At 73.3% G+C, this 21,154-nt stretch carries 21 protein-coding genes and 1 tRNA gene; 9 read left to right on the forward strand and 13 right to left on the reverse strand.

Annotation, left to right across the window (positions count from 1 at the left end):
* Positions 1–5 precede the first annotated feature (5 nt).
* Positions 6–680, forward strand: coding sequence for a TetR/AcrR family transcriptional regulator (locus ACZ4UB_RS29755; protein ID WP_468074858.1), 675 nt, complete (start codon positions 6–8; stop codon positions 678–680).
* A 74-nt stretch (positions 681–754) separates the two neighbouring features.
* Here the strand turns inward: ACZ4UB_RS29755 and ACZ4UB_RS29760 are convergent, their stop codons facing one another.
* The 8 genes from ACZ4UB_RS29760 to ACZ4UB_RS29795 form a co-directional block, all read right to left on the reverse strand.
* Positions 755–1,399, reverse strand: coding sequence for an acetate uptake transporter (locus ACZ4UB_RS29760; protein ID WP_468074860.1), 645 nt, complete (start codon positions 1,397–1,399; stop codon positions 755–757).
* A 176-nt stretch (positions 1,400–1,575) separates the two neighbouring features.
* Entirely contained in the window at positions 1,576–2,838 is a 1,263-nt protein-coding gene (locus ACZ4UB_RS29765) for an acyl-CoA dehydrogenase family protein (protein ID WP_468074862.1), read from the reverse strand.
* Between the two features lie 11 nt (positions 2,839–2,849).
* Complete coding sequence (locus tag ACZ4UB_RS29770) at positions 2,850–3,884, reverse strand: phosphotransferase family protein (RefSeq protein WP_468074864.1); 1,035 nt, start codon at positions 3,882–3,884, stop codon at positions 2,850–2,852.
* Between the two features lie 183 nt (positions 3,885–4,067).
* Complete coding sequence (locus ACZ4UB_RS29775) at positions 4,068–4,979, reverse strand: MBL fold metallo-hydrolase (protein WP_354383587.1); 912 nt, start codon at positions 4,977–4,979, stop codon at positions 4,068–4,070.
* Between the two features lie 133 nt (positions 4,980–5,112).
* Positions 5,113–5,409 carry a hypothetical protein gene (locus ACZ4UB_RS29780; protein ID WP_468074867.1) on the reverse strand — a complete coding sequence of 99 codons (297 nt, stop codon included), beginning with the start codon at positions 5,407–5,409 and terminating at the stop codon, positions 5,113–5,115.
* Between the two features lie 118 nt (positions 5,410–5,527).
* Positions 5,528–5,854, reverse strand: a complete 327-nt coding sequence (locus ACZ4UB_RS29785) for a DUF202 domain-containing protein (protein WP_468074869.1) — start codon at positions 5,852–5,854, stop codon at positions 5,528–5,530.
* Entirely contained in the window at positions 5,851–6,249 is a 399-nt protein-coding gene (locus ACZ4UB_RS29790) for a YidH family protein (RefSeq protein ID WP_468074871.1), read from the reverse strand. Before ACZ4UB_RS29790 ends, ACZ4UB_RS29785 begins: the two co-directional genes overlap by 4 nt.
* A 61-nt stretch (positions 6,250–6,310) precedes the next feature.
* Complete coding sequence (locus tag ACZ4UB_RS29795) at positions 6,311–6,838, reverse strand: NUDIX hydrolase (RefSeq protein WP_468074917.1); 528 nt, start codon at positions 6,836–6,838, stop codon at positions 6,311–6,313.
* A 95-nt stretch (positions 6,839–6,933) separates the two neighbouring features.
* On the opposite strand from ACZ4UB_RS29795, the gene ACZ4UB_RS29800 reads away from it, so the two are divergent.
* Positions 6,934–8,589 carry an FAD-binding dehydrogenase gene (locus tag ACZ4UB_RS29800; protein WP_468074873.1) on the forward strand — a complete coding sequence of 552 codons (1,656 nt, stop codon included), beginning with the start codon at positions 6,934–6,936 and terminating at the stop codon, positions 8,587–8,589.
* A 70-nt stretch (positions 8,590–8,659) separates the two neighbouring features.
* Here ACZ4UB_RS29800 and ACZ4UB_RS29805 read toward each other — a convergent pair whose 3' ends face one another.
* Positions 8,660–9,085: an ASCH domain-containing protein gene (locus ACZ4UB_RS29805; RefSeq protein WP_468074875.1), complete on the reverse strand. Its 426-nt coding sequence runs from the start codon at positions 9,083–9,085 to the stop codon at positions 8,660–8,662.
* Between the two features lie 202 nt (positions 9,086–9,287).
* Between ACZ4UB_RS29805 and ACZ4UB_RS29810 the strand changes: the two genes are divergently transcribed.
* The 3 genes from ACZ4UB_RS29810 (at position 9,288) to ACZ4UB_RS29820 (ending at position 13,587) form a co-directional block, all read left to right on the forward strand.
* Positions 9,288–10,244, forward strand: a complete 957-nt coding sequence (locus tag ACZ4UB_RS29810) for a hypothetical protein (RefSeq protein ID WP_468074877.1) — start codon at positions 9,288–9,290, stop codon at positions 10,242–10,244.
* A 77-nt stretch (positions 10,245–10,321) separates the two neighbouring features.
* Complete coding sequence (locus ACZ4UB_RS29815) at positions 10,322–11,872, forward strand: APC family permease (protein ID WP_468074879.1); 1,551 nt, start codon at positions 10,322–10,324, stop codon at positions 11,870–11,872.
* Positions 11,873–12,099: 227 nt separating this feature from the next.
* Positions 12,100–13,587: an amino acid permease gene (locus ACZ4UB_RS29820; protein ID WP_468074881.1), complete on the forward strand. Its 1,488-nt coding sequence runs from the start codon at positions 12,100–12,102 to the stop codon at positions 13,585–13,587.
* Between the two features lie 227 nt (positions 13,588–13,814).
* On the opposite strand, the gene ACZ4UB_RS29825 is transcribed toward ACZ4UB_RS29820, so the two are convergent.
* Positions 13,815–13,902: transfer RNA gene (locus tag ACZ4UB_RS29825), tRNA-Leu, on the reverse strand.
* Positions 13,903–14,069: 167 nt separating this feature from the next.
* Between ACZ4UB_RS29825 and ACZ4UB_RS29830 the strand changes: the two genes are divergently transcribed.
* The 3 genes from ACZ4UB_RS29830 to ACZ4UB_RS29840 all read left to right on the forward strand — a co-directional run bounded on the left by ACZ4UB_RS29830 (position 14,070) and on the right by ACZ4UB_RS29840 (position 16,788).
* The gene (locus ACZ4UB_RS29830; protein WP_468074883.1) at positions 14,070–15,395 is read left to right on the forward strand and encodes a M20/M25/M40 family metallo-hydrolase; all 1,326 of its coding nucleotides are present in this window, start codon (positions 14,070–14,072) and stop codon (positions 15,393–15,395) included.
* Between the two features lie 154 nt (positions 15,396–15,549).
* Complete coding sequence (chpH, locus tag ACZ4UB_RS29835) at positions 15,550–15,783, forward strand: chaplin ChpH (RefSeq protein WP_354383597.1); 234 nt, start codon at positions 15,550–15,552, stop codon at positions 15,781–15,783.
* A 168-nt stretch (positions 15,784–15,951) separates the two neighbouring features.
* On the forward strand, positions 15,952–16,788 hold the full coding sequence (locus tag ACZ4UB_RS29840; RefSeq protein WP_468074885.1) for a chaplin: 837 nt from the start codon (positions 15,952–15,954) through the stop codon (positions 16,786–16,788).
* 45 nt (positions 16,789–16,833) lie between these two features.
* On the opposite strand, the gene ACZ4UB_RS29845 is transcribed toward ACZ4UB_RS29840, so the two are convergent.
* A complete protein-coding gene (locus ACZ4UB_RS29845) occupies positions 16,834–17,022 on the reverse strand; it encodes a DUF5703 family protein (protein ID WP_283452490.1) in 189 nt (62 codons plus the stop codon).
* Between the two features lie 47 nt (positions 17,023–17,069).
* Between ACZ4UB_RS29845 and ACZ4UB_RS29850 the strand changes: the two genes are divergently transcribed.
* Positions 17,070–17,735: a hypothetical protein gene (locus ACZ4UB_RS29850; protein WP_468074887.1), complete on the forward strand. Its 666-nt coding sequence runs from the start codon at positions 17,070–17,072 to the stop codon at positions 17,733–17,735.
* Between the two features lie 52 nt (positions 17,736–17,787).
* On the opposite strand, the gene ACZ4UB_RS29855 is transcribed toward ACZ4UB_RS29850, so the two are convergent.
* Both ACZ4UB_RS29855 and ACZ4UB_RS29860 read right to left on the reverse strand, forming a co-directional pair.
* Positions 17,788–20,079 (reverse strand): helix-hairpin-helix domain-containing protein, encoded by a 2,292-nt coding sequence (locus ACZ4UB_RS29855; RefSeq protein ID WP_468074889.1) that lies wholly within the window; start codon positions 20,077–20,079, stop codon positions 17,788–17,790.
* A complete protein-coding gene (locus tag ACZ4UB_RS29860) occupies positions 20,076–21,068 on the reverse strand; it encodes an aldo/keto reductase (protein WP_467962493.1) in 993 nt (330 codons plus the stop codon). The genes ACZ4UB_RS29855 and ACZ4UB_RS29860 overlap by 4 nt, the downstream gene beginning before the upstream one ends.
* Positions 21,069–21,154 lie beyond the last annotated feature (86 nt).

Genomic DNA, 21,154 nt, shown 5'->3' on the forward strand with positions numbered 1-21,154 from the left:
AGGCCATGGAAACCACGGAGCCGGCGCGGCGGCAGGGGTCCACGCGCCCGCAGGAGTCCACGCGCCCGCCGGGGGAGTCCGCGCGGTCCAAGGACGCCGCCGCGGCGCCGGACGTGCCGGTCCCGCAGCGGCTGCTGGCCGTCGCGACCCGGCTCTTCGCCGAGCGCGGCTACGACCGCACCTCCGTGCAGGAGATCGTCGAGGCGGCAGGGGTCACCAAGGGCGCCCTCTACCACTACTTCGGATCCAAGGACGACCTGCTGCACGAGGTGTACGCGCGGATGCTGCGCCTGCAGCAGCAGCGGCTCGACGCCATCGCCGATTCCGCGGCACCCGTCGAGGAACGGCTGCGGGCGGCCGCGGCCGACGTGGTGGTCACCACGATCGAGAACCTCGACGACGCGATGATCTTCTTCCGCTCGATGCACCAGCTCAGCCCGGAGAAGTACAAGCAGGTGCGGGCCGAGCGGCGGCGCTACCACGAGCGCTTCCGGGCCCTGGTCGAGGAGGGCCAGCTGAGCGGGGTCTTCGCCGCCGTCACCCCCGCCGACCTGATCGTGGACTACCACTTCGGGTCCGTCCACCACCTGTCCACCTGGTACCGCGAGGACGGCCCGCTCACGCCGCAGCAGGTCGCCGATCACCTCGCCGACCTGCTGCTGCGCTCGCTGCGCCCCTAGGCCGTCTCTTTCGGATCTTGTCGGCCCGACAAGATCCGAAAGGGGCGACCCGGTCGTGGCGCCCGCCGCCGGGATCAGCCCAGCGGGAGGACCTTGCGGCCCCACGTGTCCTCGGCCACCACGGCGAAGGAGATGTACCAGGCGATGCCCGCGGTCAGCAGGCCGAGGAAGCCGCCGGTGTGGCCGAGCGCGGTGACCTCGGTCAGGTCGCCCAGCGCGAGGAAGAGGAAGGTCAGCGCCAGCGAGATGAAGAGCGCGCGGTGCGCCACGTCCAGCTTCAGCGCGGCGACGGACATGTAGGCGGTGAAGACGAACCAGGCCACGAGGAACCAGCCGGTGGCGACGTGCGCCTGGTCGGCCGGCAGGGTCGGGACGACGAACTTCACGTAGCCCGCGAAGGACATCCAGAAGGCGCCGTACGAGACGAACGCCGTGGTCCCGAAGGTGTTGCCGCGGCGGAACTCCATGATGCCCGCGACGAACTGCGCGAGACCGCCGTAGAACAGCGCCAGCGGGAGCACGACGGCGCTGAGCGCCGCGTTCGAGATCAGGCCCGAGTTGAAGAGGCTGAGCACGAAGGTGGTCAGTGCGAAGGCGGCCAGACCGAGCGGTCCGGGGTTGGCGACCCGACCGGCCGGGGCGGAAGGCGCGGCGGAGGCTTCGGCGGCGGACGCGGCGGCGGGAGCCACCGGAGCCGGGGCCAGAGTGGAGCTAGGCATGACGAGGAGCACTTTCGGTGGGGGGTATACCGAATATATCGGACCTTTATGGTGGTCCAGACCAGTCGAAAGTCCCCCTCACCACCGCAGGTCGGCCCCTCACCACCCGCTGGCCGTCCACCGGTGGGCCGTCCCCGCGGCGGGCCGCGAGGACGGCCCACCGCGACACCCGGTGCTCAGCGGTACCGCTTCAGCTCCCGCCGCGCCAGCGACCGCTGGTGCACCTCGTCGGGGCCGTCCGCCAGCCGCAGCGTCCGCGCGGCCGCCCACAGCTCCGCGAGCGGGAAGTCCTGGCTGACCCCGCCGGCTCCGTGCAACTGCACCGCCTGGTCCAGGATCCCGACCACCGCGCGCGGGGTCGCGATCTTGATGGCCTGGATCTCGGTGTGCGCCCCCCGGTTGCCCACCGTGTCCATCAGCCAGGCCGTCTTCAGCACCAGCAGCCGCAGCTGCTCCACGGTCACCCGGGCGTCCGCGATCCAGTTCTGCACCACACCCTGCGCGGCCAGCTCCTTGCCGAAGGCGCTGCGGCCCAGCGCGCGCCGGCACATCAGCTCGATGGCCCGCTCCGCCATCCCGATCAGCCGCATGCAGTGGTGGATGCGACCGGGTCCGAGCCGGGCCTGGGCGATGGCGAAGCCGCTGCCCTCGTCCCCGATCAGGTGGGAGGCCGGGACCCGCACGCCGTCGAAGACCACCTCGGCGTGCCCGCCGTGGTCGTGGTCCTGGTAGCCGTACACGCTCATCGCGCGCCGGACCTCGACGCCCGGGGTGTCCCGCGGCACCAGGATCATCGACTGCTGGCGGCGCGGATCGGCGTGGTCCGGGTCCGTCTTGCCCATCACGATGAAGACCTTGCAGTCCGGGTTCATCGCCCCGGAGATGTACCACTTGCGCCCGGTGACCACATAGCTCCCGCCGTCCGCGGAGCGCTCGATGCGGGTCTCGACGTTCGTGGCGTCCGAGGAGGCCACCTCGGGCTCGGTCATGGCGAAGGCGGACCGGATCTCCCCGGCCAGCAGCGGCTCCAGCCACCGCTTCTTCTGCTCGTCGTCCCCGAACTGGGCCAGCAGCTCCATGTTCCCGGTGTCCGGCGCCGCGCAGTTGGTGGCCATCGGGGCCAGGTGCGGACTGCGGCCGGTGATCTCGGCGAGCGGCGCGTACTGGAGGTTGGTCAGCCCGGCGCCGTAGCGCTCGCCCGGCGCACCGTGCCCGGCGTGCCCGTCCCTGACCTGCCCCTCCACGAAGAAGAGGTTCCACAGGCCCTGGCGGCGGGCCTCGGCCTTGAGGTCGCCGAAGACCGCCGGGGTGTCCCAGGGCGAGGCCAGCCGGGCCCGCTGCTCGGCCGCCACCGACTCCGCGGGGTAGACGTACTCGTGCATGAACGCGAGCAACCGCTCGCGGAGTTCCTCGGTCCGGGCGTCGAATGCGAAGTCCATGGGCGCGTGCCTCAGCCTTCCTGGAGGGTGGTCAGACCGTGTTCGATGAAGACCGGGACCAGCTCGCCGATCCGGTCGAAACCCGCTCCCACGGTCTGGCCGAGGGTGAAGCGGTAGTGGATGCCTTCGAGGATGACCGCGAGCTTGAACCAGGCGAAGGCCGTGTACCAGGCGATCGCCCCGGCGTCCCGGCCCGAACGGGCGGCGTACCGCTCGATCAGCTCGGCCGGCGCCGGATGACCCGGAGCCCCGCTCGTCGTGCTCACCGGCGACTCGGTCAGCCCCAGGTCGGAGCTGTACATCACCAGCAGCCCGAGGTCGGTCAGAGGATCGCCGAGGGTGGACATCTCCCAGTCCAGCACCGCCCGGATGGTGTCGTCCGGCCCGCCGATCAACACGTTGTCGAGCCGGAAGTCCCCGTGGACCACGGTGGGGGCGGGGGAGTCGGGCAGGGCCCGGCCGAGCGCGCCGTGCAGCTCGTCGATGCCGGCCAGCTCGCGCCCCCGGGAGGCCGCCAGCTGCTTGCCCCAGCGCCGCAGCTGCCGGTCGAGGAAGCCCTCGGGGCGGCCGAAGTCGTCCAGGCCGACGGCCCGCGGGTCCACCGCGTGCAGCTCGACCAGGGTGTCCACCAGGCCGAGCACCGCCCGCCGGGTCCGCTCGGGGCCGAGGGCGGCCAGCTGCCCGGCCGTGCGGTAGGGGACCCCCTCCACGTACTCCATGACGTAGAAGGGCGCGCCGAGCACCGACTCGTCCTCGCAGAGCAGCAGCGCCCCGGGCACCGGCACCGCCGTGCCGTGGAGCGCGGCGATCACCCGGTGTTCGCGGCGCATGTCGTGCGCGGTGGCCAGGACGTGCCCGAGCGGCGGCCGGCGGACCACCCAGCGCGCGGCGCCGTCGGTGATCTCGTAGGTGAGGTTCGACCGGCCGCCCTCGATCAGCCGGCCGCTCAGCGGCCCGGACACCAGGCCGGGGCGCTCGCGGTCGAGGCGGGCGCGCAGCCGCTCCAGGTCGAGGCCCCGGGGGTCGGCGGCCGGTGGTGTGGTCATGGTGCGGACCTCCGTACGGAAGGGGCGGGAGGTGCCCGGGGTCGGGTGCGCGGTCAGGTGTCTCGCGTGTCTCGCAGCCATCATGCCGACCGGTCGGTATGCCGTCCAGAGTGCGGACCGAAACTTCGCCCCGGAGCCGGAGCCGGAGCCGGAGCCGGAGCCGGAGCCGGCCGGGCCCCGCCGTCAGGCGTGGCAGGCGATCGGCACCCCGCCGTTCATCACCGTCATGTCCCGCAGCACCGCCATGATGTCCAGCGGCTCCCCGAGGACGCCCCCGTCCAGCTCCGCGTAGGCCCGGTGCAGGTTGGCCACCAGCCGCTCGCTCTCCCGCCAGAGCGCGAACTCCCCGAGGTCCGCCCGCCGCGCGACCTCCAGCGGGGTGTCGCCCCGCTCCTTGCCCTCGCGGGCGAGCTGGTCGACGTAACGCAGGTAGCGCTCGGTGGCCTCGTACGCCGACGGGTCCGTCAGCGGCCCGTGGCCCGGTACGACGGTCTCCGCGTCCAGGGCGCGCAGCAGCTCCAGCGCCCGCAGCGAGCCGGCCAGCGAACCCATGGCCAGGAAGGGCGTGCCCTCGGCGAAGACCAGGTCCCCGGTGAAGACGGTCCGCTGCCGCGGCAGCCACACCACCGAGTCGCCGACGGTGTGCGCGACGCCCGGGTGGATCACCTCCACCTCGGTGTCGCCCACGTGCACCGTGGCACGCTCGCTGTAGGTGAGGTCGGGCGCGGTGATGGGCAGGGCGCCGAAGTCGGTCTCCGGCCAGATCAGTTCGAGCTGGCGCCCCGCGTCCAACTGCTCCGAGCGGCAGCGGTCGTGGCCGAGGACGAGCGCCTCGGGGGTGAACACGGCGTTGCCGTAGGTGTGGTCGCCGTGGTGGTGGGTGTTGACCACGGTGCGCGGCAGCGGAGACCCGGTCGAGGTGATGGCGTCCCGCAGGGCCAGGGCCCGGCGTTCGGTCGCCGCGGTGTCGACGAGCAGGCTCCGGCCGCCGCCGGTCACGAAGCCGGCGTTGTTCAGGCACCAACCGCCGTCCGGCTGTATGTAGGCGAAGACGCCGGGCGCCGGCTGGACGAGGTAGGGCTTCTCTGCGGTCATCTGCGCTCTCCCCGGGTCGCTTTGACGGGCGGGCAGCATCCTGCCAGCCCGCGCGGACCCGGGGGAGGGCGGGGTCACCGCGGAACGGGAGCCTCAGCGGTCGTCACTGGTCGTCACTGGTCGTCACTGGTCGTCACTGGTCGTCATAGTGGTCGTCGTGCTCCGCGTGCCGGTGGCCGTCGTGCACGTAGTCCACGTGGTCGCCGTGCGCGACCGACTCGTGGCCGCAGTCCGCGCCGTGCGCGTGGTCGTGCCCGGTGTGCGGCACGTGGCCCGCCGGTTCGCACTCGTCCCAGTGCCCGGAGTGCTCCCGGTGCAGGTGGCCGTCGTGCGCGTAGTCGACGTGGTCGCCGTGTTCGACCGGGGGGTGCCCGCAGCCGGGGCCGTGGGAGTGGTCGTGCGTCGCGTGCTCGTGGTGCAGGGTCGTCATGGCGCCGAGGCTAGTGGGGATCGGGTGGTATCTCCCGTTCTGTCACCCCTGTGTCACCGCGCCGCGGAGAAGCCGGATCATCGCACCGGCGGGCGCGCGCCCGCCGGCCGCGGGCCCTTCAGACGATCAAGGCCATCGCGAAGACCGCCAGGGCCACGGTCCACAGGGTGACGGCGAGCGCGGCCCGCGGCGCCAGCCCCGGCGGCCGCCCGGTGGCCAGCTCCGCCATCCTGCGGTGCGCCCCCCGCAGGAACGCCAGCCAGACCAGCACGATCAGCACGGTCGCGGCGACCGCGACCGGCGTCCCCGGCCCGTGCAGCACCTGCCGCACCCCCAGCACCGCGGCCACCGACGCGCTGAGCGTCGTACGCCGCCACGCCATCCGGGTGCGCTCGGGCTGCAACCCGGGATCCCGTACGGGCGCGGGGGCCCCGGACCCGCTCACCGCCCGGTCGTCCAACCCATCAGCATGACCACCACCATCGCCACCGCGACCAGCCCCACCCCCAGGCTCAGCGCCACCGGGAACGGCGACAGCGGCAGGTCCTCGCCGCGCCGCATCGCCCGCTCGCAGCGCACCCAGTGGTTCACCGCCCGCAGCGCACAGGCCGCGCCCACCGCCAGCAGCGCGAAGGCCACCCCGACGCGCACCGCCCAGCGCAGGTCCGGCAGGAACTGGTCCACCGCGAAACCGCCGCCCACCAGGGCCAGCGCGGTGCGGATCCAGGCGAGGAAGGTCCGCTCGTTGGCCAGGGAGAACCGGTAGTCGGGCGTCGCACCCTCCTCCCGGAGCCGCCGCGGCGCGAACCACAGGCGCACGTCCCGCACGAAGTCGATCATCCGACCAATCTACTGTCCGACGTCCGATGATCGGGGGAGCGCCCCGAAGGATCCGCCACCCCTACGCCCGCCCCCGCTCCCCGTGGTGCGCCTCCAGCCGCCGGTACGCCTCCAGCCCGTCCGGCACCCACGGCCAGGACCCGTCGGCGGCCCGCCGCGCCACCTCCGCCCCGTCCACGAAGGCGTACCAGTCCACCTCGGAGACCTGCGGACGCACCGGCAGGTCGCACCGGACCTCGTACACGTACGACCACCAGGCCCCGCCCTCGCCCTCGTACAGGAACTTCAGCACCGGCGTCGGCCGCGCCAGCCCGCTCACCCCCAGCTCCTCCTCGGCCTCCCGCAGCGCGGCCGACGCGTAGTCCTCGCCCGCGCCCAGCACCCCGCCCACGAACATGTCGTAGCGGGACGGGAACACCAGCTTCGACGCCGTCCGCCGGTGCACGAAGATCCGCCCCTCGGCGTCCCTGACCCGCACGAACACGCAGCGGTGCAGCAGCCCCCGGGCGTAGACCTCGCCCCGCCGGGCCCGCCCGGTGACCCGGTCCTCGCGGTCCACCACGTCCAGTACCTCGTCCGCCGGATCCATCGCGTTCATGCGTCCCATCCAAGCACCGGTGTTGACGGGTTACCGCGAGGTAGCCAAGGATCTGTCCCATCCACCGAGGTCAGGACGGAAAACGCATGGGGTACGACGCAGACGTGATCGTGATCGGCGCCGGACTGGCGGGCCTCGTGGCCACCGCCGAGCTGGTGGACGCGGGCCGCAATGTCATCCTGCTCGACCAGGAGCCCGAGCGGTCGATCGGCGGCCAGGCCCACTGGTCCTTCGGCGGCCTGTTCTTCGTGAACTCCCCCGAGCAGCGCCGCATGCGCATCAAGGACAGCCACGCCCTGGCCCTCCAGGACTGGTTCGGCACCGCCGGCTTCGACCGCCCCGAGGACGCCTGGCCGCGCCGCTGGGCCGAGGCCTACGTCGACTTCGCGGCGGGGGAGAAGCGCCCCTGGCTCCACCAGCGCGGCGTCCGCTTCTTCCCCGTGGTCGGCTGGGCCGAGCGCGGCGGCTACGACGCCACCGGCCACGGCAACTCCGTACCCCGCTTCCACATCACCTGGGGCACCGGCCCCGGGCTGGTCGAACCCTTCGAGCGGCGGGTCCGGGCCGGGGTGGCCCGCGGGCTGGTCCAGCTGCGCTTCCGCCACCGGGTCACCGGCCTCTCCCGCACCGCCGGGACCCTGGACACCGTCACCGGCGAGGTCCTGGAGCCCTCCGACGCCGAGCGCGGCACCGCGAGCGGCCGCGAGGCCACCGGCTCCTTCTCGCTGCGCGCCCAGGCCGTCATCGTCACCTCCGGCGGCATCGGCGGCAACCACGACCTGGTCCGCGCCCAGTGGCCCGAGCGGCTCGGCACCCCGCCCGAGCGGCTGCTGTCCGGGGTCCCCGCCCACGTGGACGGCCTGATGCTGGGCATCGCGGAGCGGGCCGGCGCCAGCCACATCAACAAGGACCGGATGTGGCACTACACCGAGGGCATCGAGAACTGGAACCCGATCTGGGCCCGGCACGGCATCCGGATCCTGCCCGGCCCCTCCTCGCTGTGGTTGGACGCCACCGGCAAGCGGCTGCCCGTACCGCTCTTCCCCGGCTTCGACACCCTCGGCACCCTCGACCACATCATGAGGACCGGCCACGACCACACCTGGTTCGTGCTCAACCAGCGCATCATCGGCAAGGAGTTCGGGCTCTCCGGCTCCGAGCAGAACCCCGACCTCACCGGCAAGTCCGTCCGCGAGGTCATCAACCGGGCCCGCCAGGACGTCCCCGGGCCGGTCAAGGCCTTCATGGACAACGGCGTCGACTTCGTCGTCGAACGCGACCTCGGCGCCCTGGTCCGCGGCATGAACGCGATCACCAAGGAGGGCCTGATCGAGGAGGAGGCGCTGCGCCGCGAGATCACCGCCCGCGACCGCGAGATCGCCAACCCCTTCACCAAGGACCTCCAGGTCATGTCCATCCACGGGGCCCGCAAGTACCTCGGCGACAAGCTGATCCGTACCGCCGCCCCGCACCGGATCCTGGACCCCAAGGCGGGGCCGCTGATCGCCGTCCGGCTCTCCATCCTGACCCGCAAGTCCCTCGGCGGCCTGGAGACCGACCTCTCCTCGCGCGTGCTCGGCGCGGACGGCGAACCGCTGCCCGGCGTCTACGCGGCGGGCGAGGCCGCGGGCTTCGGCGGTGGCGGGGTGCACGGCTACCGCGCTCTGGAGGGCACCTTCCTCGGCGGCTGCATCTTCTCGGGCCGGGCGGCGGGCCGCGCGGCGGCGCGGGCGGTGGCCTGACCCGCGGCCCCTGACCCGCGACCGGCGACCCGCGACCGGCGACCGGCGACCGGCGACCCGGCCCGGGGTCTCAGTCGCGGAGCTCGACGACCCGGAACCGTTCGGCGACGACCAGCGTGTCCTCGTCCACGGTGAACCCCGGGTCGCCGAGCTCCTCCCGCACGGGCGCGCTGTGCCAGAACTCCTCGTGCGTGGCGCGCCATTCGGCCACCGAGGAGTCCCCCTCGCCCTCGTCCACGGCGTGCCGCAGGTCCACCTCGCCCAGGCGCACGACCCGTACGTCGACCACCTCCACCAGCGCGACCGCCCGCTCCGCCGAATCGATCAGCATCCTGCGGTCACCGGGCCGCGGCAGCGTCTCGCCCGCTGCTTCATATCCGGCCAACAACCCGGTCGTCGTGGTCTTCGCGCCACTCAGCACCGCGGCGACCAAGCGGTCGCGCAAGGGTCCGGGAAAGCCCAGCAAGTAGGGCGGCACGTCTTCGGAGTTCGTCATACGGACACCCTAAGTGCCCTCGCGCGCGGGCACGCGCGGGCACCGAATCGCCACAACCGCCCCAACTCCGCCAAGGTGAGGACCAGTTGAAACCCGCCACCCAGTGGACTGGACCTTGACGCGGAGCTGTGCCTACCGGTTTGCTGTGCGTGATCATCCACCGCTCGTCGACCCGCGCTCGCGTTCTGGAGGGAAACCGCGGATGTCTCCGCCTCCGCCGCCCCTCGGCCGCGCTCGCAAACGAGCCGCCCAGCTCTTCGATCCGGCCCTGTGCGACATGGAACTGGTCGACGTGCGCACCCAGTTCACCCAGGGTCGGTGGGCCACCGCCCGGAGCCTGCTCGCGGCCACCGCCGACGACTGGGACCGCCGCGGCCACCGCGTCGTCGTCCTCGCCGAGACCCCGGCCGCCACCGCCTGGGCCCGGGAGTGGCTGCTCGCCGAACCGGAGAGCGCCGACGCCGCCACCCTGCTCGCCTGCGCCGCCGTCTTCACCGCCCTGCGCCGCAAGGGCAGCCCCGAAGCGGCGGACGAGGCGTGCCGCCGGGCCGCCGCCCTGTTCCCCGCCGACCCCACCCCCTGGCTCGGCCTGCTGCTGCTCTCCCGCGCCTTCGGCACCGAGGAGGAGTTCAGCCGCCACTTCGACCAGGTCCGCGCCCGGCACCGGGAACACCACCACGCCCACCACGTCATGGTCGCCCGGCTCGCCGAACGCCTCCCCGGCACCGGCCACGACCCGCTCCACGAGGTCTACGACTTCGCCGCCTGGGCCGCCGAGGAGTCGCCGGCCGACTCGCCGCTCGCCGTCCTCCCCGTCATCGCCCACGCCGAGCGCTACCGCGTCCTGGCCGCCGGCCACGGCGGCGGCGGGCCGGCGGCGGCCGCGGCCGCCGCACACTGGTCCGGCCGCCGGGCCCGCCAGGTCCTGCGCTCCGCCTTCGACTGGTGGCTCGAATGGGAACGCGAGGACCACCCGCGCAACCGCGTCGACCTCAACTTCCTGGCCCACGCCAAGCTCTGCGAGGGCCGCCCCGCCGAGGCCGCCGCGCTCTTCCAGCGGATCGGGAGCCATGCGACCCGGGCCCCCTGGTCCTATCCGGACCTCGACCCGCACAAGGCCTTCCTCGCCGCGCGCAGTGCCGCGCTCGGCTCCGCCTGAACCCTCCGCTCAGCCCTAACCCTCCGCTCCGCGCACGTCCCCCTCCCCGAACTTCCCTCTCCGAAAGGACCCCCGCCATGGCGACGGGCAGTTCCACCACGTCCCCGCGCAGCAGCGCGGCCGAGATCCGCACGTACAAGGGCCAGGACCGGGCCCTGCGCGCGGACCGCCTCGGTACCGCGGGACTGCTGCTCTCCGTACTGGCGGCCAGCGCCCCCCTGATGGTGGTGGCCGGCGTGATGCCGACCACCTTCGGCGTCATGGGGATCGTCGGCCAGCCGCTGCTCTTCGTCATCCTCGGCGTCGTCCTCGCGCTGTTCAGCATCGGCTACGCCGAGATGAGCCGGCACGTCCACAACGCCGGAGCCTTCTACGCCTACATCGCGCGCGGCCTCGGGGCCACCGCGGGCGCCGGCGCCTCGATGGTCGCCCTCGTCGCCTACAGCGCGATGCAGGTCGGCGTGTACGGGATCCTCGGCTTCGAGGTCTCCGGCCTCCTCACCACCTACCTCGACCTCCAGGTGGCCTGGTGGATACCGGCCCTCCTCGCGGTCGCCGCCACCGGCGCCCTCGGCTGGCTCAAGATCGACCTCAACGCCCGGGTGATCGGCGTCCTCATCCTCATCGAGTGCGCCCTCGTCGTCATCTTCGACCTCGCCGCCCTCGGCAAGCCCGGCGCCGAGGGCCTCTCGCTGCACGCCTTCAACCCGGCCACCCTCAGCGGCCCGGGCCTGGGCACCGCCCTGTGCTTCTGCATCGCCGCCTTCGTCGGCTTCGAGCAGTCCCCGGTCTACGCGGAGGAGACCAGCAAGCCGCACATCGTCGTCTCCCGCGTCATGTTCCTCGCCGTCGGCTTCGTCGCCCTCTTCTTCGCGCTCAGCGCCTGGGCCCTCACCGTCGCCACCGGCCCCTCCGAGGTCGTCAAGACCTCCGCCGACGCCGGCCCCGGCCTGCTCTTCCAGCTCACCGAGGCCCGCCTCGGCACCGCCTTCACCGACGTCCTGCACGTGCTCTTCGTCACCGGCATGTTCGCGGCCATGCTCAGCTTCCACAACGTCGTCGCCCGCTACGCCTTCGCCATGGGCCGCGAGGGCCTGCTCCCGGCCGCCTTCGGCCGAACCAACGCGGGCACCGGCGCTCCCGGCACCGGGTCCCTGCTGCAGACCGTCATCTCGGCCGTGGTCATCCTCGCCTTCGCCCTCACCGACGACGGCCCGGCCGGTGACCCCACCGCCCCCGTCCTGCACCTGTTCACCTGGATGGGCAGCGTCGGCGCCCTCGGCATCACCCTCCTGATGGCCGCCGCCTCCTTCGCCGTCATCGCCTTCTTCGTCCGCCGCGGCACCGCCTCCGCCCAGGTCTGGCGACTCGTCGCGGCGGGCGCCGCCGGCCTCGCCCTGCTCGGCATCGCCGGCTACACCGTCAAGGACTTCGCCGTCCTGGTCAGCGCCGACGAGGGCTCCGCGCTCAGCTGGGCGCTGCCCGCGATCATCGGGATCGCCGCCGTGGGCGGCCTGGCGTACGGCTCGGTCCTGCGCTCCCGGCGCCCCGAGGTGCACGCCCGGATCGGCCTGGGCAACGAGGCCTTCCGCCTCGACCAGGCCGCGGAGGCCACCCCGCACGCCTGACCCGCCCGCCCGGCGACGTACGCCCGACACGACCCGTCAAGGCCCCCGGTACCCCTTTCGAGGGGAGCCGGGGGCCTTGGAAGGTAAAGCGGCGGTTTTGGCCGGAGCGCGACAGACATGGTCTCCTGGGGCGATCAAATCCGGACCGCGGGCACAGGCGAGACCACCCAACCCTCCTGCGCGGCGGCCCGGACCTGCCTGTCCACCCCACGAAGGCGAAGTCATAGATGAGTGACCGCACCCTGGAAGAGGCCGCGTCCCGCGCCCCTGCCGCACCGAAGGCGTCCGCCCAGCCCGTTCACGTGGACGCCGGTGACGAGGGTTACAGCAAGGACCTGAAGTCCCGCCACATCAACATGATCGCGATCGGCGGAGCGATAGGCACCGGCCTGTTCCTCGGCGCGGGCGGTCGCCTCGCGAACGCCGGGCCCTCGCTCGCGATCGCCTACGCCGTGTGCGGCGTCTTCGCCTTCTTCGTCGTCCGCGCCCTGGGCGAGCTGGTCCTCTACCGGCCGTCCTCGGGCGCCTTCGTCTCCTACGCGCGCGAGTTCATGGGGGAGAAGGGCGCGTACACCGCGGGCTGGCTGTACTTCCTGAACTGGTCCACCACCACCGTGGCCGACATCACCGCGGCCGCCACCTACGCCCACTTCTGGTCGATGTTCAGCGACATCCCGTCGTGGATCCTCGCGCTCATCGCCCTCTCCGTGGTCCTCACCGTGAACCTGATCTCGGTGAAGTACTTCGGCGAGATGGAGTTCTGGTTCTCGATCGTCAAGGTCGGCGCCCTCGTCGCCTTCCTCCTGGTCGGCATCTACCTCGTCGCCACGAGCCACCCCATCGACGGCCACACCCCCGGCCTCGGCTCCATCACCGACAACGGCGGGATCTTCCCCGCGGGCATGCTCCCCATGCTCCTGGTGATCCAGGGCGTCGTCTTCGCGTACGCCTCCGTCGAGCTGTGCGGCGTCGCGGCGGGCGAGACCGAGAACCCCGAGAAGATCATGCCGAAGGCGATCAACTCGATCATGTGGCGCGTCGGCGTCTTCTACGTCGGCTCCGTGGTCCTGCTGGCGCTCCTCCTGCCGTACACCGCGTACTCCGCGGACCAGAGCCCCTTCGTCACGGTCTTCGACAAGCTCGGCGTCCCCGGGGCCGCCGGCATCATGAACCTGGTCGTCCTGACCGCGGCCCTCTCCAGCCTGAACTCCGGCCTCTACTCCACCGGCCGCATCCTGCGCTCGATGGCCATGTCCGGCTCCGCCCCGAAGTTCACCGCCAGGATGAACCGGGGCAAGGTCCCCTACGGCGGGGTGCTGTTCACCGCGGCCTTCGGCGTCATGGGCGTGGGCCTGAACTACTTCATGCCCGACGACGCCTTCGAGATCGTCCTGAACTTCGCCTCCATCGGCATCCTGGGCACCTGGGCGATGGTCATGCTCTGTTCCCTGCACTTCTGGCGCCGGGCCCGCGAGGGCCGCGTGGAGCGCCCGTCCTACCGGCTGCCCTGGGCCCCGTACACGCAGATCGTGACCCTGGTCTTCCTGGTCGCCGTGCTGGTCCTGATGTGGTGCGACGACGGCGTCGGCCGCCGCACCATCCTCTTCCTCCCGATCATCGCCGCGGCCCTGGTCGGAGGCTGGTTCATGGTCCGCCGCCGCGTCGCCGAGATCGCCACGGACCGCGAGCGCGCCGCCGCGCCCCCGCGCGACTGACCGCACCCCAGCACCCGGACGAGGAGGGCCCCGCCGACCCCGGCGGGGCCCTCCCGCACGTCCGCCGGACCGCGTCGGCTTCGAAACCACCTACGCCCACCGGGACCACCTGTGGACCGGCAATCTGACCGTGGCCGACCTCGGCCACGACCTGGACCGCCGGCCCCGGTGCCGTCGCGCCGGCACCCGGAAAAGCAGAAAACCCCACGCGAACGTGGGGTCCCAGCTGGTGTCCGAGGGGGGACTTGAACCCCCACGCCCGATAAAGGGCACTAGCACCTCAAGCTAGCGCGTCTGCCATTCCGCCACCCGGACAAGGTGTCTGTCTCGCGGCCCTCGCGGGCCGTTCCGACAGGGAAAACATTACCAAACATTCCGGGGCCCCGATCACACCCCCCGGTGACCGGAGAGCGCCCTTGGGCGGAGCCGTCCGGGGCGGGAGGATGGGGGCAGTGCGGTACCGATCATTGGGAGGAAGCAGCGTGAGCCAGTCGAGCGCGGGCAGGACCGTATCCGGCGAGGACGAGGTCGTCGACCTCTGCCGGGACCTCATCCGGATCGACACCAGCAACTACGGCGACCACTCGGGTCCCGGTGAGCGCAAGGCGGCCGAGTGGGTCGCCGAGCAGCTCGCCGAGGTGGGCCTGGAGCCGAAGATCTTCGAGTCGCACAAGGGGCGGGCCTCCACCGTGGCCCGGATCGAGGGCGAGGACCCCTCACGACCCGCGCTGCTGATCCACGGCCACACCGACGTCGTCCCGGCCAACGCCGCGGACTGGACGTACGACCCCTTCGCGGGCGAGATCGCCGACGGTTGCCTGTGGGGTCGCGGGGCGGTCGACATGAAGGACATGGACGCGATGACCCTCGCGGTCGTGCGCGACCGGATGCGCAGCGGTCGCAAGCCCCCCCGGGACATCGTCCTGGCCTTCCTCGCCGACGAGGAGGCGGGCGGCACGTACGGGGCCCGGCACCTCGTCGACAAGCACCCGGAGCTCTTCGAGGGGGTCACCGAGGCGATCGGCGAGGTCGGCGGCTTCTCCTTCACCGTCAACGAGAACCTGCGGCTGTACCTGGTGGAGACCGCCCAGAAGGGCATGCACTGGATGCGCCTCACGGTGGACGGCACCGCCGGCCACGGGTCCATGACGAACAACGACAACGCCATCACCGAGCTGTGCGAGGCCGTGGGCCGCCTCGGCCGCCACCAGTGGCCGGTGCGCGTGACCAAGACCGTACGGTCCTTCCTGGACGAGCTCTCGGACGCGCTCGGCACCCCCCTCGACCCCGAGGACATGGACGCGACGCTCGCCAAGCTCGGCGGCATCGCCAAGATGGTCGGCGCGACCCTGCGCAACTCGGCGGCCCCGACCATGCTCGGCGCGGGCTACAAGGTCAACGTCATCCCCGGCCAGGCCACCGCGCACGTCGACGGCCGCTTCCTGCCGGGCTACGAGGACGAGTTCTTCGCCGACCTCGACCGGATCCTCGGCCCGCGCGTCAAGCGGGAGGACGTCCACGGGGACAAGGCGCTGGAGACCGACTTCGACGGCAGGCTCGTCGACGCCATGCAGGGCGCCCTGCGGGCCGAGGACCCGATCGCGCGCGCCGTCCCGTACATGCTCTCCGGCGGTACGGACGCCAAGTCCTTCGACGACCTGGGCATCCGCTGCTTCGGCTTCGCGCCGCTCCAGCTGCCGCCCGAGCTCGACTTCGCCGGGATGTTCCACGGGGTGGACGAGCGGGTGCCGGTCGACGGCCTCAAGTTCGGCGTGCGCGTCCTGGACCGCTTCATCGACAACGCCTGAGCGACAACGCCCCAACCCGCCGGGGGAATCGGGAGGATGTGCGGATTCCACTGAGAAGAGTGAATGCGCTCATACGCTCGTAGCCCCGGTGGGAACTCCTCGTTACAGGTGGTGCGGTCCGCGGCTGGTACCGCATTGCCTACTAGGAGGAACAATGATCAAGAAGGTTGTCGCCGCTGCGGCTGCCACGGGTGGCCTCGTTCTCGCTGGTGCGGGTCTGGCTGTCGCCGACGCCGGTGCCCAGGGTGCGGCCATCGGTTCCCCCGGTGTTGCCTCGGGCAACGTCATCCAGGTCCCCGTCCACGTTCCGGTGAACGTGTGCGGCAACACGATCTCCGTGATCGGCCTGCTGAACCCGGCCTTCGGCACCACCTGCGTCAACAACTGACGCTCTGAAGTCCTCAGCCCCGGAGCGCATTCCAGCGCTCCGGGGCGCAGGGCTTTCCGGGCGCTTTCTCGACGTACGAGGCGGGGGAGCCGGTACGGCCGAGTACGTCGATCCGTAACGAACGTACAGGGCTGCGCACAGCAGACCAGGGTTGGGGACACGCCACACATGCGACACGCACGACACATCCGAGGCAGGCAGACCGCCACCAGCAAGACGCTGATCACCATGGCGGCCGCGGGCGGCATGTTCGCCCTGGGCGGCGGATACGCCCACGCGGACGCCGGGGCCTCCGGCCACGCCGCGAACTCGCCGGGACTGCTGTCCGGGAACGCCCTCCAGGCTCCCGTCGACGCACCGGTGAACCTCTGCGGGAACACCGTGACGGTGGTGGGGGCACTGAACCCCGCCTTCGGCACCGCCTGCGCGAACACCTCCGGCAAGCCGAGCGGCCACCAGGGTCACGAGCACCCCGGCCAGGACCACCCGGACGAGCCGTGTGACGAGGACGAGCCGGGCGGCCACGACGGCCACCCGGGCGGCCACGACGGCCACGGCGGCAACCCGGGCACACCGGGCGGCCACGACGGCCACGGGGGCCACGACGGCAACCCGGGCACGCCCGGCGGCCACGGGGGCCACGACGGCCACGGCGGCGACAACCCCGGTACGCCCGGCGGACACCCGGGTACCCCGGGCGGCCACCCCGGAACTCCTGGCGGCCACCCCGGCACCCCCGGCGGTAATCCCGGCACCCCAGGCGGCCACACGGGCACCCCCGGCACCGGCACCCCCGGTACGGGCACCCCCGGCACCGGGAGCGGTCACGGGGCGGGCCCGGTGACCGGGACCCCGGTCAACCTGCCCGGAACCCCGACCGGGAGCGGAACCGACGTGCTCGCCGCCACCGGAACCGGCGGTGCCGTCGGCGCGGCCGTACCGCTCGCCGGGGGCCTGCTGCTGGCCGGCGCCCTGCTCTACCGCCGGGCCCGCAACGCCGCCTGACGGGACATCACGGCGCGGGTCCCGCAGCGGGGCCCGCGCCGCACGTCACCAGGTCGCGCGTATCTGACGGATGATCCGGCGCCGCAGTCTCACCCGGCGACTCCCGTCCCGGTGCAGCGTGAGCCGGTCCAGCTCCCAGTTCCCGTACTCGGCATGGTCGGTCAGTAGCCGGGTCGCCTCCTTGCGTGGCACCCCGCGCGGTACGTACACGTCGACAAATTCGTATTCCGGCATCGCATCTATTGTGCAGACCGAGCCCCGCTACGGATAGCGTCTGCCCTATGTCTGATGCCGCTCTGCCCACCGTTGCCGAGGTACGTGCCGCCGCCGAGGCCGTCAAGACCGCGCTGGACCGTCACCTCGCGGCGGTCGAGGGCAGGTCCGGAGACGATGATCCCGCCGTCTTCGCCGCTTTCAACGAACTCGCCGCCGCCGCCGAGGAGTACGACGAGCTCCTCTACGACCGCTACGACGAGGTCACTCCCTTCGAGATCCCTTCCTCCGAGGACGGCGTCCCGTACACCGGCCCCGCCGACCCCACCGCCTTCAGCGTGCTGATCCGCCGCGACTACGTCGTCGCCGAACCGCAGCGGCTGATCGCCCAGGCCGGGCGCGTGGCCGCCCACGACCGGGACGCCGAGAGCGTCCACGACGGCGGGACCGGGGGCGCGCTCGGCGTCCTCTACGGCGAGTACGAGCCGGACGAGATCGCCTCCCGCTACAAGGAGTTCGGGCTCGAAGAGGGGGACTCCACGCTCTGGCTGGTGCCCTCCGAGGAGGCCGCGGAACCGGGGGAGTGGCTCGGCTCGCCCTTCGACCACGCCGATCCGGAACACGTACTGCACCGCTTCGACGTGAGCTCCGTCTTCGACGACGAATTCGACGAGGACGACGCCGAACACCCGGACCTGCAAGCGGCCGTGCGGGAAGCCGGCAAGGGTCACTAGCCGGCTTCCCGGTCCGGGCCCCGTCGCGCAGCGCGCGCGGCGGGGCCCGCGCTCACTCCCGGGCCTCCCCGGCCGCAGCGGCGGCCGTCAGGGCCCGCAGCAGGCCGGTCAGTCGCGTCGTACGGGGCTTCGGCAGGACCTCCGCCACCGCGCGCGGCAGCGCCTGGTCCACGCCGTGCACCACGGACAGGTGCCGCTCGGCCCGCCCGAAGGCCGTGTACACCCAGTCCCGCGACAGCGCGTCCGCCGCGTCACCGGGCAGGACGACGACCACGCCGGGCCACCGCTCGCCGACGGCCTGGTGCGCCGTCACGGCCCAGCCGTGCCGCACCGCCGACTCCACGGCCTCCTTCGGTACGACGACCCGCCCGCCCGCGCCGGGACAGTCCAGGTGCAGCCCCTCGGCGTCGGCCGTGACCACCCGGCCCGGCAGCGCGCGGCCCGGGGAGGGCACGTACACGATCCGGTCGCCCGGGTCGAAACCGCCGAAGCGGCCGGGGCCCGGGTTCAGCCGCTCCTTGAGCGCGGCGTTCAGCGCCCGCGTGCCCGCCGAACCGCCGTGGCCCGGGGTGACGACCTGGACCCCCTCGGCCGGGATCCCGAAGGCCCGCGGGACGGACTCGGCCACCAACTGGACCGTGCGGTGGACGGCTTCCCCGGCGTCGCGCACCGGGACGATGACGACCTCCTTGCCGGGGGCCTCGACAGCGAGCAGCTCCCCGGCGCCGATCCCGGAGACCAGCTCGCCGAGCGGGCCGGGATCCGGGACGCGGGAGGCGAGCTGAGGGCAGGCGCGGGCGGCCAGCAGGTCCGCGAAGACCCGCCCGGGGCCCGCGGATCCGAGCACCCCGGGATCCCCGGACAGCACCAGCCGGGCCCCGTCGGGCACGGACTCCACGAGCGCGGCGGCGCTCTCCACGTCGAGCTGCGGGGCGTCGGTGACGACGAGCAGGTCCAGGGCCAGCTGGCCGTCCTGGTCCCGGCCCGGTCCCTCGGTCCCGGCCAGCAGCCCCGCGACGGTCGCGGCGCCCTCGCCCGCGCGCTCACGGGTGGCCGGGGAATGGCAGGCCAGCCAGGCGCGGAGCCCGAGCGCACGGGCGGTCGCCAGCAGGGCCAGCGGCTCCGCGCGGGCCGCCTCGCCGCCCGTGTGGGTGACCAGGCCGTGGCCCGCGACGGCGCGGACCAGCTCGGCGCCGGTCGGACCGGCAGCGGCCTTCGCCCACTGCTGCGGATCGGCGGCCCCGCCGAAGGTGTTGATCAGGCGCGCCAGGCCGTCGGCGAGGCTCTCCTCGGCCAGGGCGCAGCCCTCCAGACCGACCAGGACCTTGACGGGCTGCTCCTCGTCGTCGGCGACGGGCTCGCCCACGGGCTCCTGGAAGACGAGCACGGCGCCCTCGCCGATGGCCTGCTCCAGGGCCCCGGCGGGGTCGGGCACCGCGTACTGGCCGAGGGCGCCGGTCAGCACGGCGGCCTCCAGCGCGGTGTGGCCCTTCAGGGCCGCCTGGGCCAGCAGCCAGGCCACCAGCGCGGCCGTGCGGCGCTCGTCCCCGGGGCCGCAGTCCGCACCGAGCAGGGCGCGGGCGAAGCCGTCGGCCTGGGTGGGGCGCACACCGGGTACGGCCAGCAACTGCCAGGGGTCCTCGGCGAGCCGTCCGGCGGCGTCCTCGCCGAGGGTCTCGGCGGCCTTGACGGCGACGGCCTCGGGGCCGCCGGTACGGGCGAGCAGCGCGCGCACGGCGTCGACGCTCTCCGCGGGGGCGGGGGGCCGCGGCGCGGTCCGCGGGCGGTCGGCCGCGGGGGCCGGTGCGGGTGCGGGGACGCGCCGGGGTGCGGTCGGGGCGTCGTCGAAGTACTGGGACGGGGGCTGTTGGCCGCCCTCCACGGCGCGCACGGCGGCCAGCAGGTCCGCCGCCGTGCCGCTGAGCTTGGCCCCGGCCTCGACCGGCGCGGTCCGCTCCGCCTTGCGCCGGGCGATCCGCTCGCGCTCGATCTTCTGCGCGGCCAGCTCGGCCGCGGCCTCGCTGACCGCCGGCGCGGCGGCCGCGTCGACCCCGTCGCCCTGGCCGGGCACCGCCCCGTCCGCCGAGCCACCGTCCGCCGGCTCCGCGTCCGCCGCCGGCTCCGCGTCCGCGGCTCCGGCGTCGCCGTCGTCGCCCGCGCCGGAGCGCGCGCCGTCGTCCGTGGCCGCTTCTTCCGTGGCCCCGTCGGCTTCCGCGGCCGCGCCGGAACCCGCCTCGGCTTCCGGTTCCGCTTCAGCCTCCGCTTCCGGTCCGGCGTCGAGCTCCGCGTCGGCGGGGGCCTGTGCCACCGGTTCGGTCGGCGGGTCCGTGCGGTCCGTACTCACAGCGTGCTCCAGTCAGGATCGGGATAGCGGTGCACGGGCGCCGAGACGTCGTCCAGCGCGCGGCAGATCTCCTCCGGAAGACTAAGGGCCTCCACCGACAGGGCCGCCGCGAGCTGGGCCGAGGTACGGGCCCCCACGATCGGGGCCACGACCCCCGGGCGGTCGCGGATCCACGCCAGGGCCACCTGGAGCGGGGTCACGGCCAGCCCGTGCGCCGCCGTCACCACCGCGTCCACGATCCGGCTCGCGGCGTCGTCCAAGTAGGGGTCCACGAAGGCGGCCAGGGTCTCCGAGGCCCCCCGGGAGTCCGCGGGGACCCCCTCCCGGTACTTGCCGGTCAGCACCCCGCGCCCCAGCGGGGACGACGGCAGGAGCCCGACGCCCAGGTCCAGCGCGGCGGGCAGCACCTCCCGTTCCAGGCCCCGCTGGAGCAGCGAGTACTCCATTTGGGTGCAGGCCAGCGGTGTCCTGACGCCCGGCGCGGCCCGCTGCCAGGTGGCCGCCTTCGCCAACTGCCAGCCGGAGAAGTTCGACACCCCCACGTACCGTGCCCGCCCGCTGCTGACCGCGAGGTCCAGCGCGTGCAGCGTCTCCTCCAACGGGGTCCAGGGGTCGAAGGCGTGGACCTGCCAGAGGTCGACGTGGTCGGTGCCCAGACGTGCCAGCGAGTCGTCCAGCGCCGCCAGCAGGTGCCCGCGCGAGCAGTCGAAGCGGCGGTCCGGATCCGCCACCCCGCCCGCCTTGGTGGCGATCACCAGGTCCCGGCGCGGCACCAGCCCGTCCAACAGGCGCCCCAGCAGGTACTCCGCCTCGCCGTCCCCGTACACGTCGGCGGTGTCGACGAGGGTGCCGCCCGCGTCCCAGAAGGCCTTCAGCTGCTCGGCGGCCACCTCCTCGCTCTGGCCCCCGGCCGAGCGGCCCCACGTCAGGGTGCCGAGGCCGATCCGGGACACGCGCAGGCCGGTGCGGCCGAGATGCCTCTGCTCCATGAGCGCTGAGCGTACTGCGGGACGCCTGAGGCACTGACGGATGGTGGCCCGGCGCGCTAGAGTCCCGGGGACAGCGACGTTACTCA

It is taken from the genome of Streptomyces sp. NPDC028419 (assembly GCF_055565515.1).

Bases quoted from the DNA above. Each gene is read 5' to 3' on its own strand.
- ACZ4UB_RS29795 (WP_468074917.1), bottom strand. From the start codon at position 6,838: ATGGATCCGGCGGACGAGGTACTGGACGTGGTGGACCGCGAGGACCGG.
- ACZ4UB_RS29755 (WP_468074858.1), top strand. From the start codon at position 6: ATGGAAACCACGGAGCCGGCGCGGCGGCAGGGGTCCACGCGCCCGCAG.
- ACZ4UB_RS29780 (WP_468074867.1), bottom strand. From the start codon at position 5,409: ATGACGACCCTGCACCACGAGCACGCGACGCACGACCACTCCCACGGC.
- ACZ4UB_RS29805 (WP_468074875.1), bottom strand. From the start codon at position 9,085: ATGACGAACTCCGAAGACGTGCCGCCCTACTTGCTGGGCTTTCCCGGA.
- ACZ4UB_RS29760 (WP_468074860.1), bottom strand. From the start codon at position 1,399: ATGCCTAGCTCCACTCTGGCCCCGGCTCCGGTGGCTCCCGCCGCCGCG.
- ACZ4UB_RS29815 (WP_468074879.1), top strand. From the start codon at position 10,322: ATGGCGACGGGCAGTTCCACCACGTCCCCGCGCAGCAGCGCGGCCGAG.
- ACZ4UB_RS29775 (WP_354383587.1), bottom strand. From the start codon at position 4,979: ATGACCGCAGAGAAGCCCTACCTCGTCCAGCCGGCGCCCGGCGTCTTC.
- ACZ4UB_RS29770 (WP_468074864.1), bottom strand. From the start codon at position 3,884: ATGACCACACCACCGGCCGCCGACCCCCGGGGCCTCGACCTGGAGCGG.
- ACZ4UB_RS29800 (WP_468074873.1), top strand. From the start codon at position 6,934: ATGGGGTACGACGCAGACGTGATCGTGATCGGCGCCGGACTGGCGGGC.
- ACZ4UB_RS29810 (WP_468074877.1), top strand. From the start codon at position 9,288: ATGTCTCCGCCTCCGCCGCCCCTCGGCCGCGCTCGCAAACGAGCCGCC.
- ACZ4UB_RS29840 (WP_468074885.1), top strand. From the start codon at position 15,952: ATGCGACACGCACGACACATCCGAGGCAGGCAGACCGCCACCAGCAAG.
- ACZ4UB_RS29790 (WP_468074871.1), bottom strand. From the start codon at position 6,249: ATGATCGACTTCGTGCGGGACGTGCGCCTGTGGTTCGCGCCGCGGCGG.
- chpH (WP_354383597.1), top strand. From the start codon at position 15,550: ATGATCAAGAAGGTTGTCGCCGCTGCGGCTGCCACGGGTGGCCTCGTT.
- ACZ4UB_RS29765 (WP_468074862.1), bottom strand. From the start codon at position 2,838: ATGGACTTCGCATTCGACGCCCGGACCGAGGAACTCCGCGAGCGGTTG.
- ACZ4UB_RS29850 (WP_468074887.1), top strand. From the start codon at position 17,070: ATGTCTGATGCCGCTCTGCCCACCGTTGCCGAGGTACGTGCCGCCGCC.
- ACZ4UB_RS29860 (WP_467962493.1), bottom strand. From the start codon at position 21,068: ATGGAGCAGAGGCATCTCGGCCGCACCGGCCTGCGCGTGTCCCGGATC.
- ACZ4UB_RS29845 (WP_283452490.1), bottom strand. From the start codon at position 17,022: ATGCCGGAATACGAATTTGTCGACGTGTACGTACCGCGCGGGGTGCCA.
- ACZ4UB_RS29820 (WP_468074881.1), top strand. From the start codon at position 12,100: ATGAGTGACCGCACCCTGGAAGAGGCCGCGTCCCGCGCCCCTGCCGCA.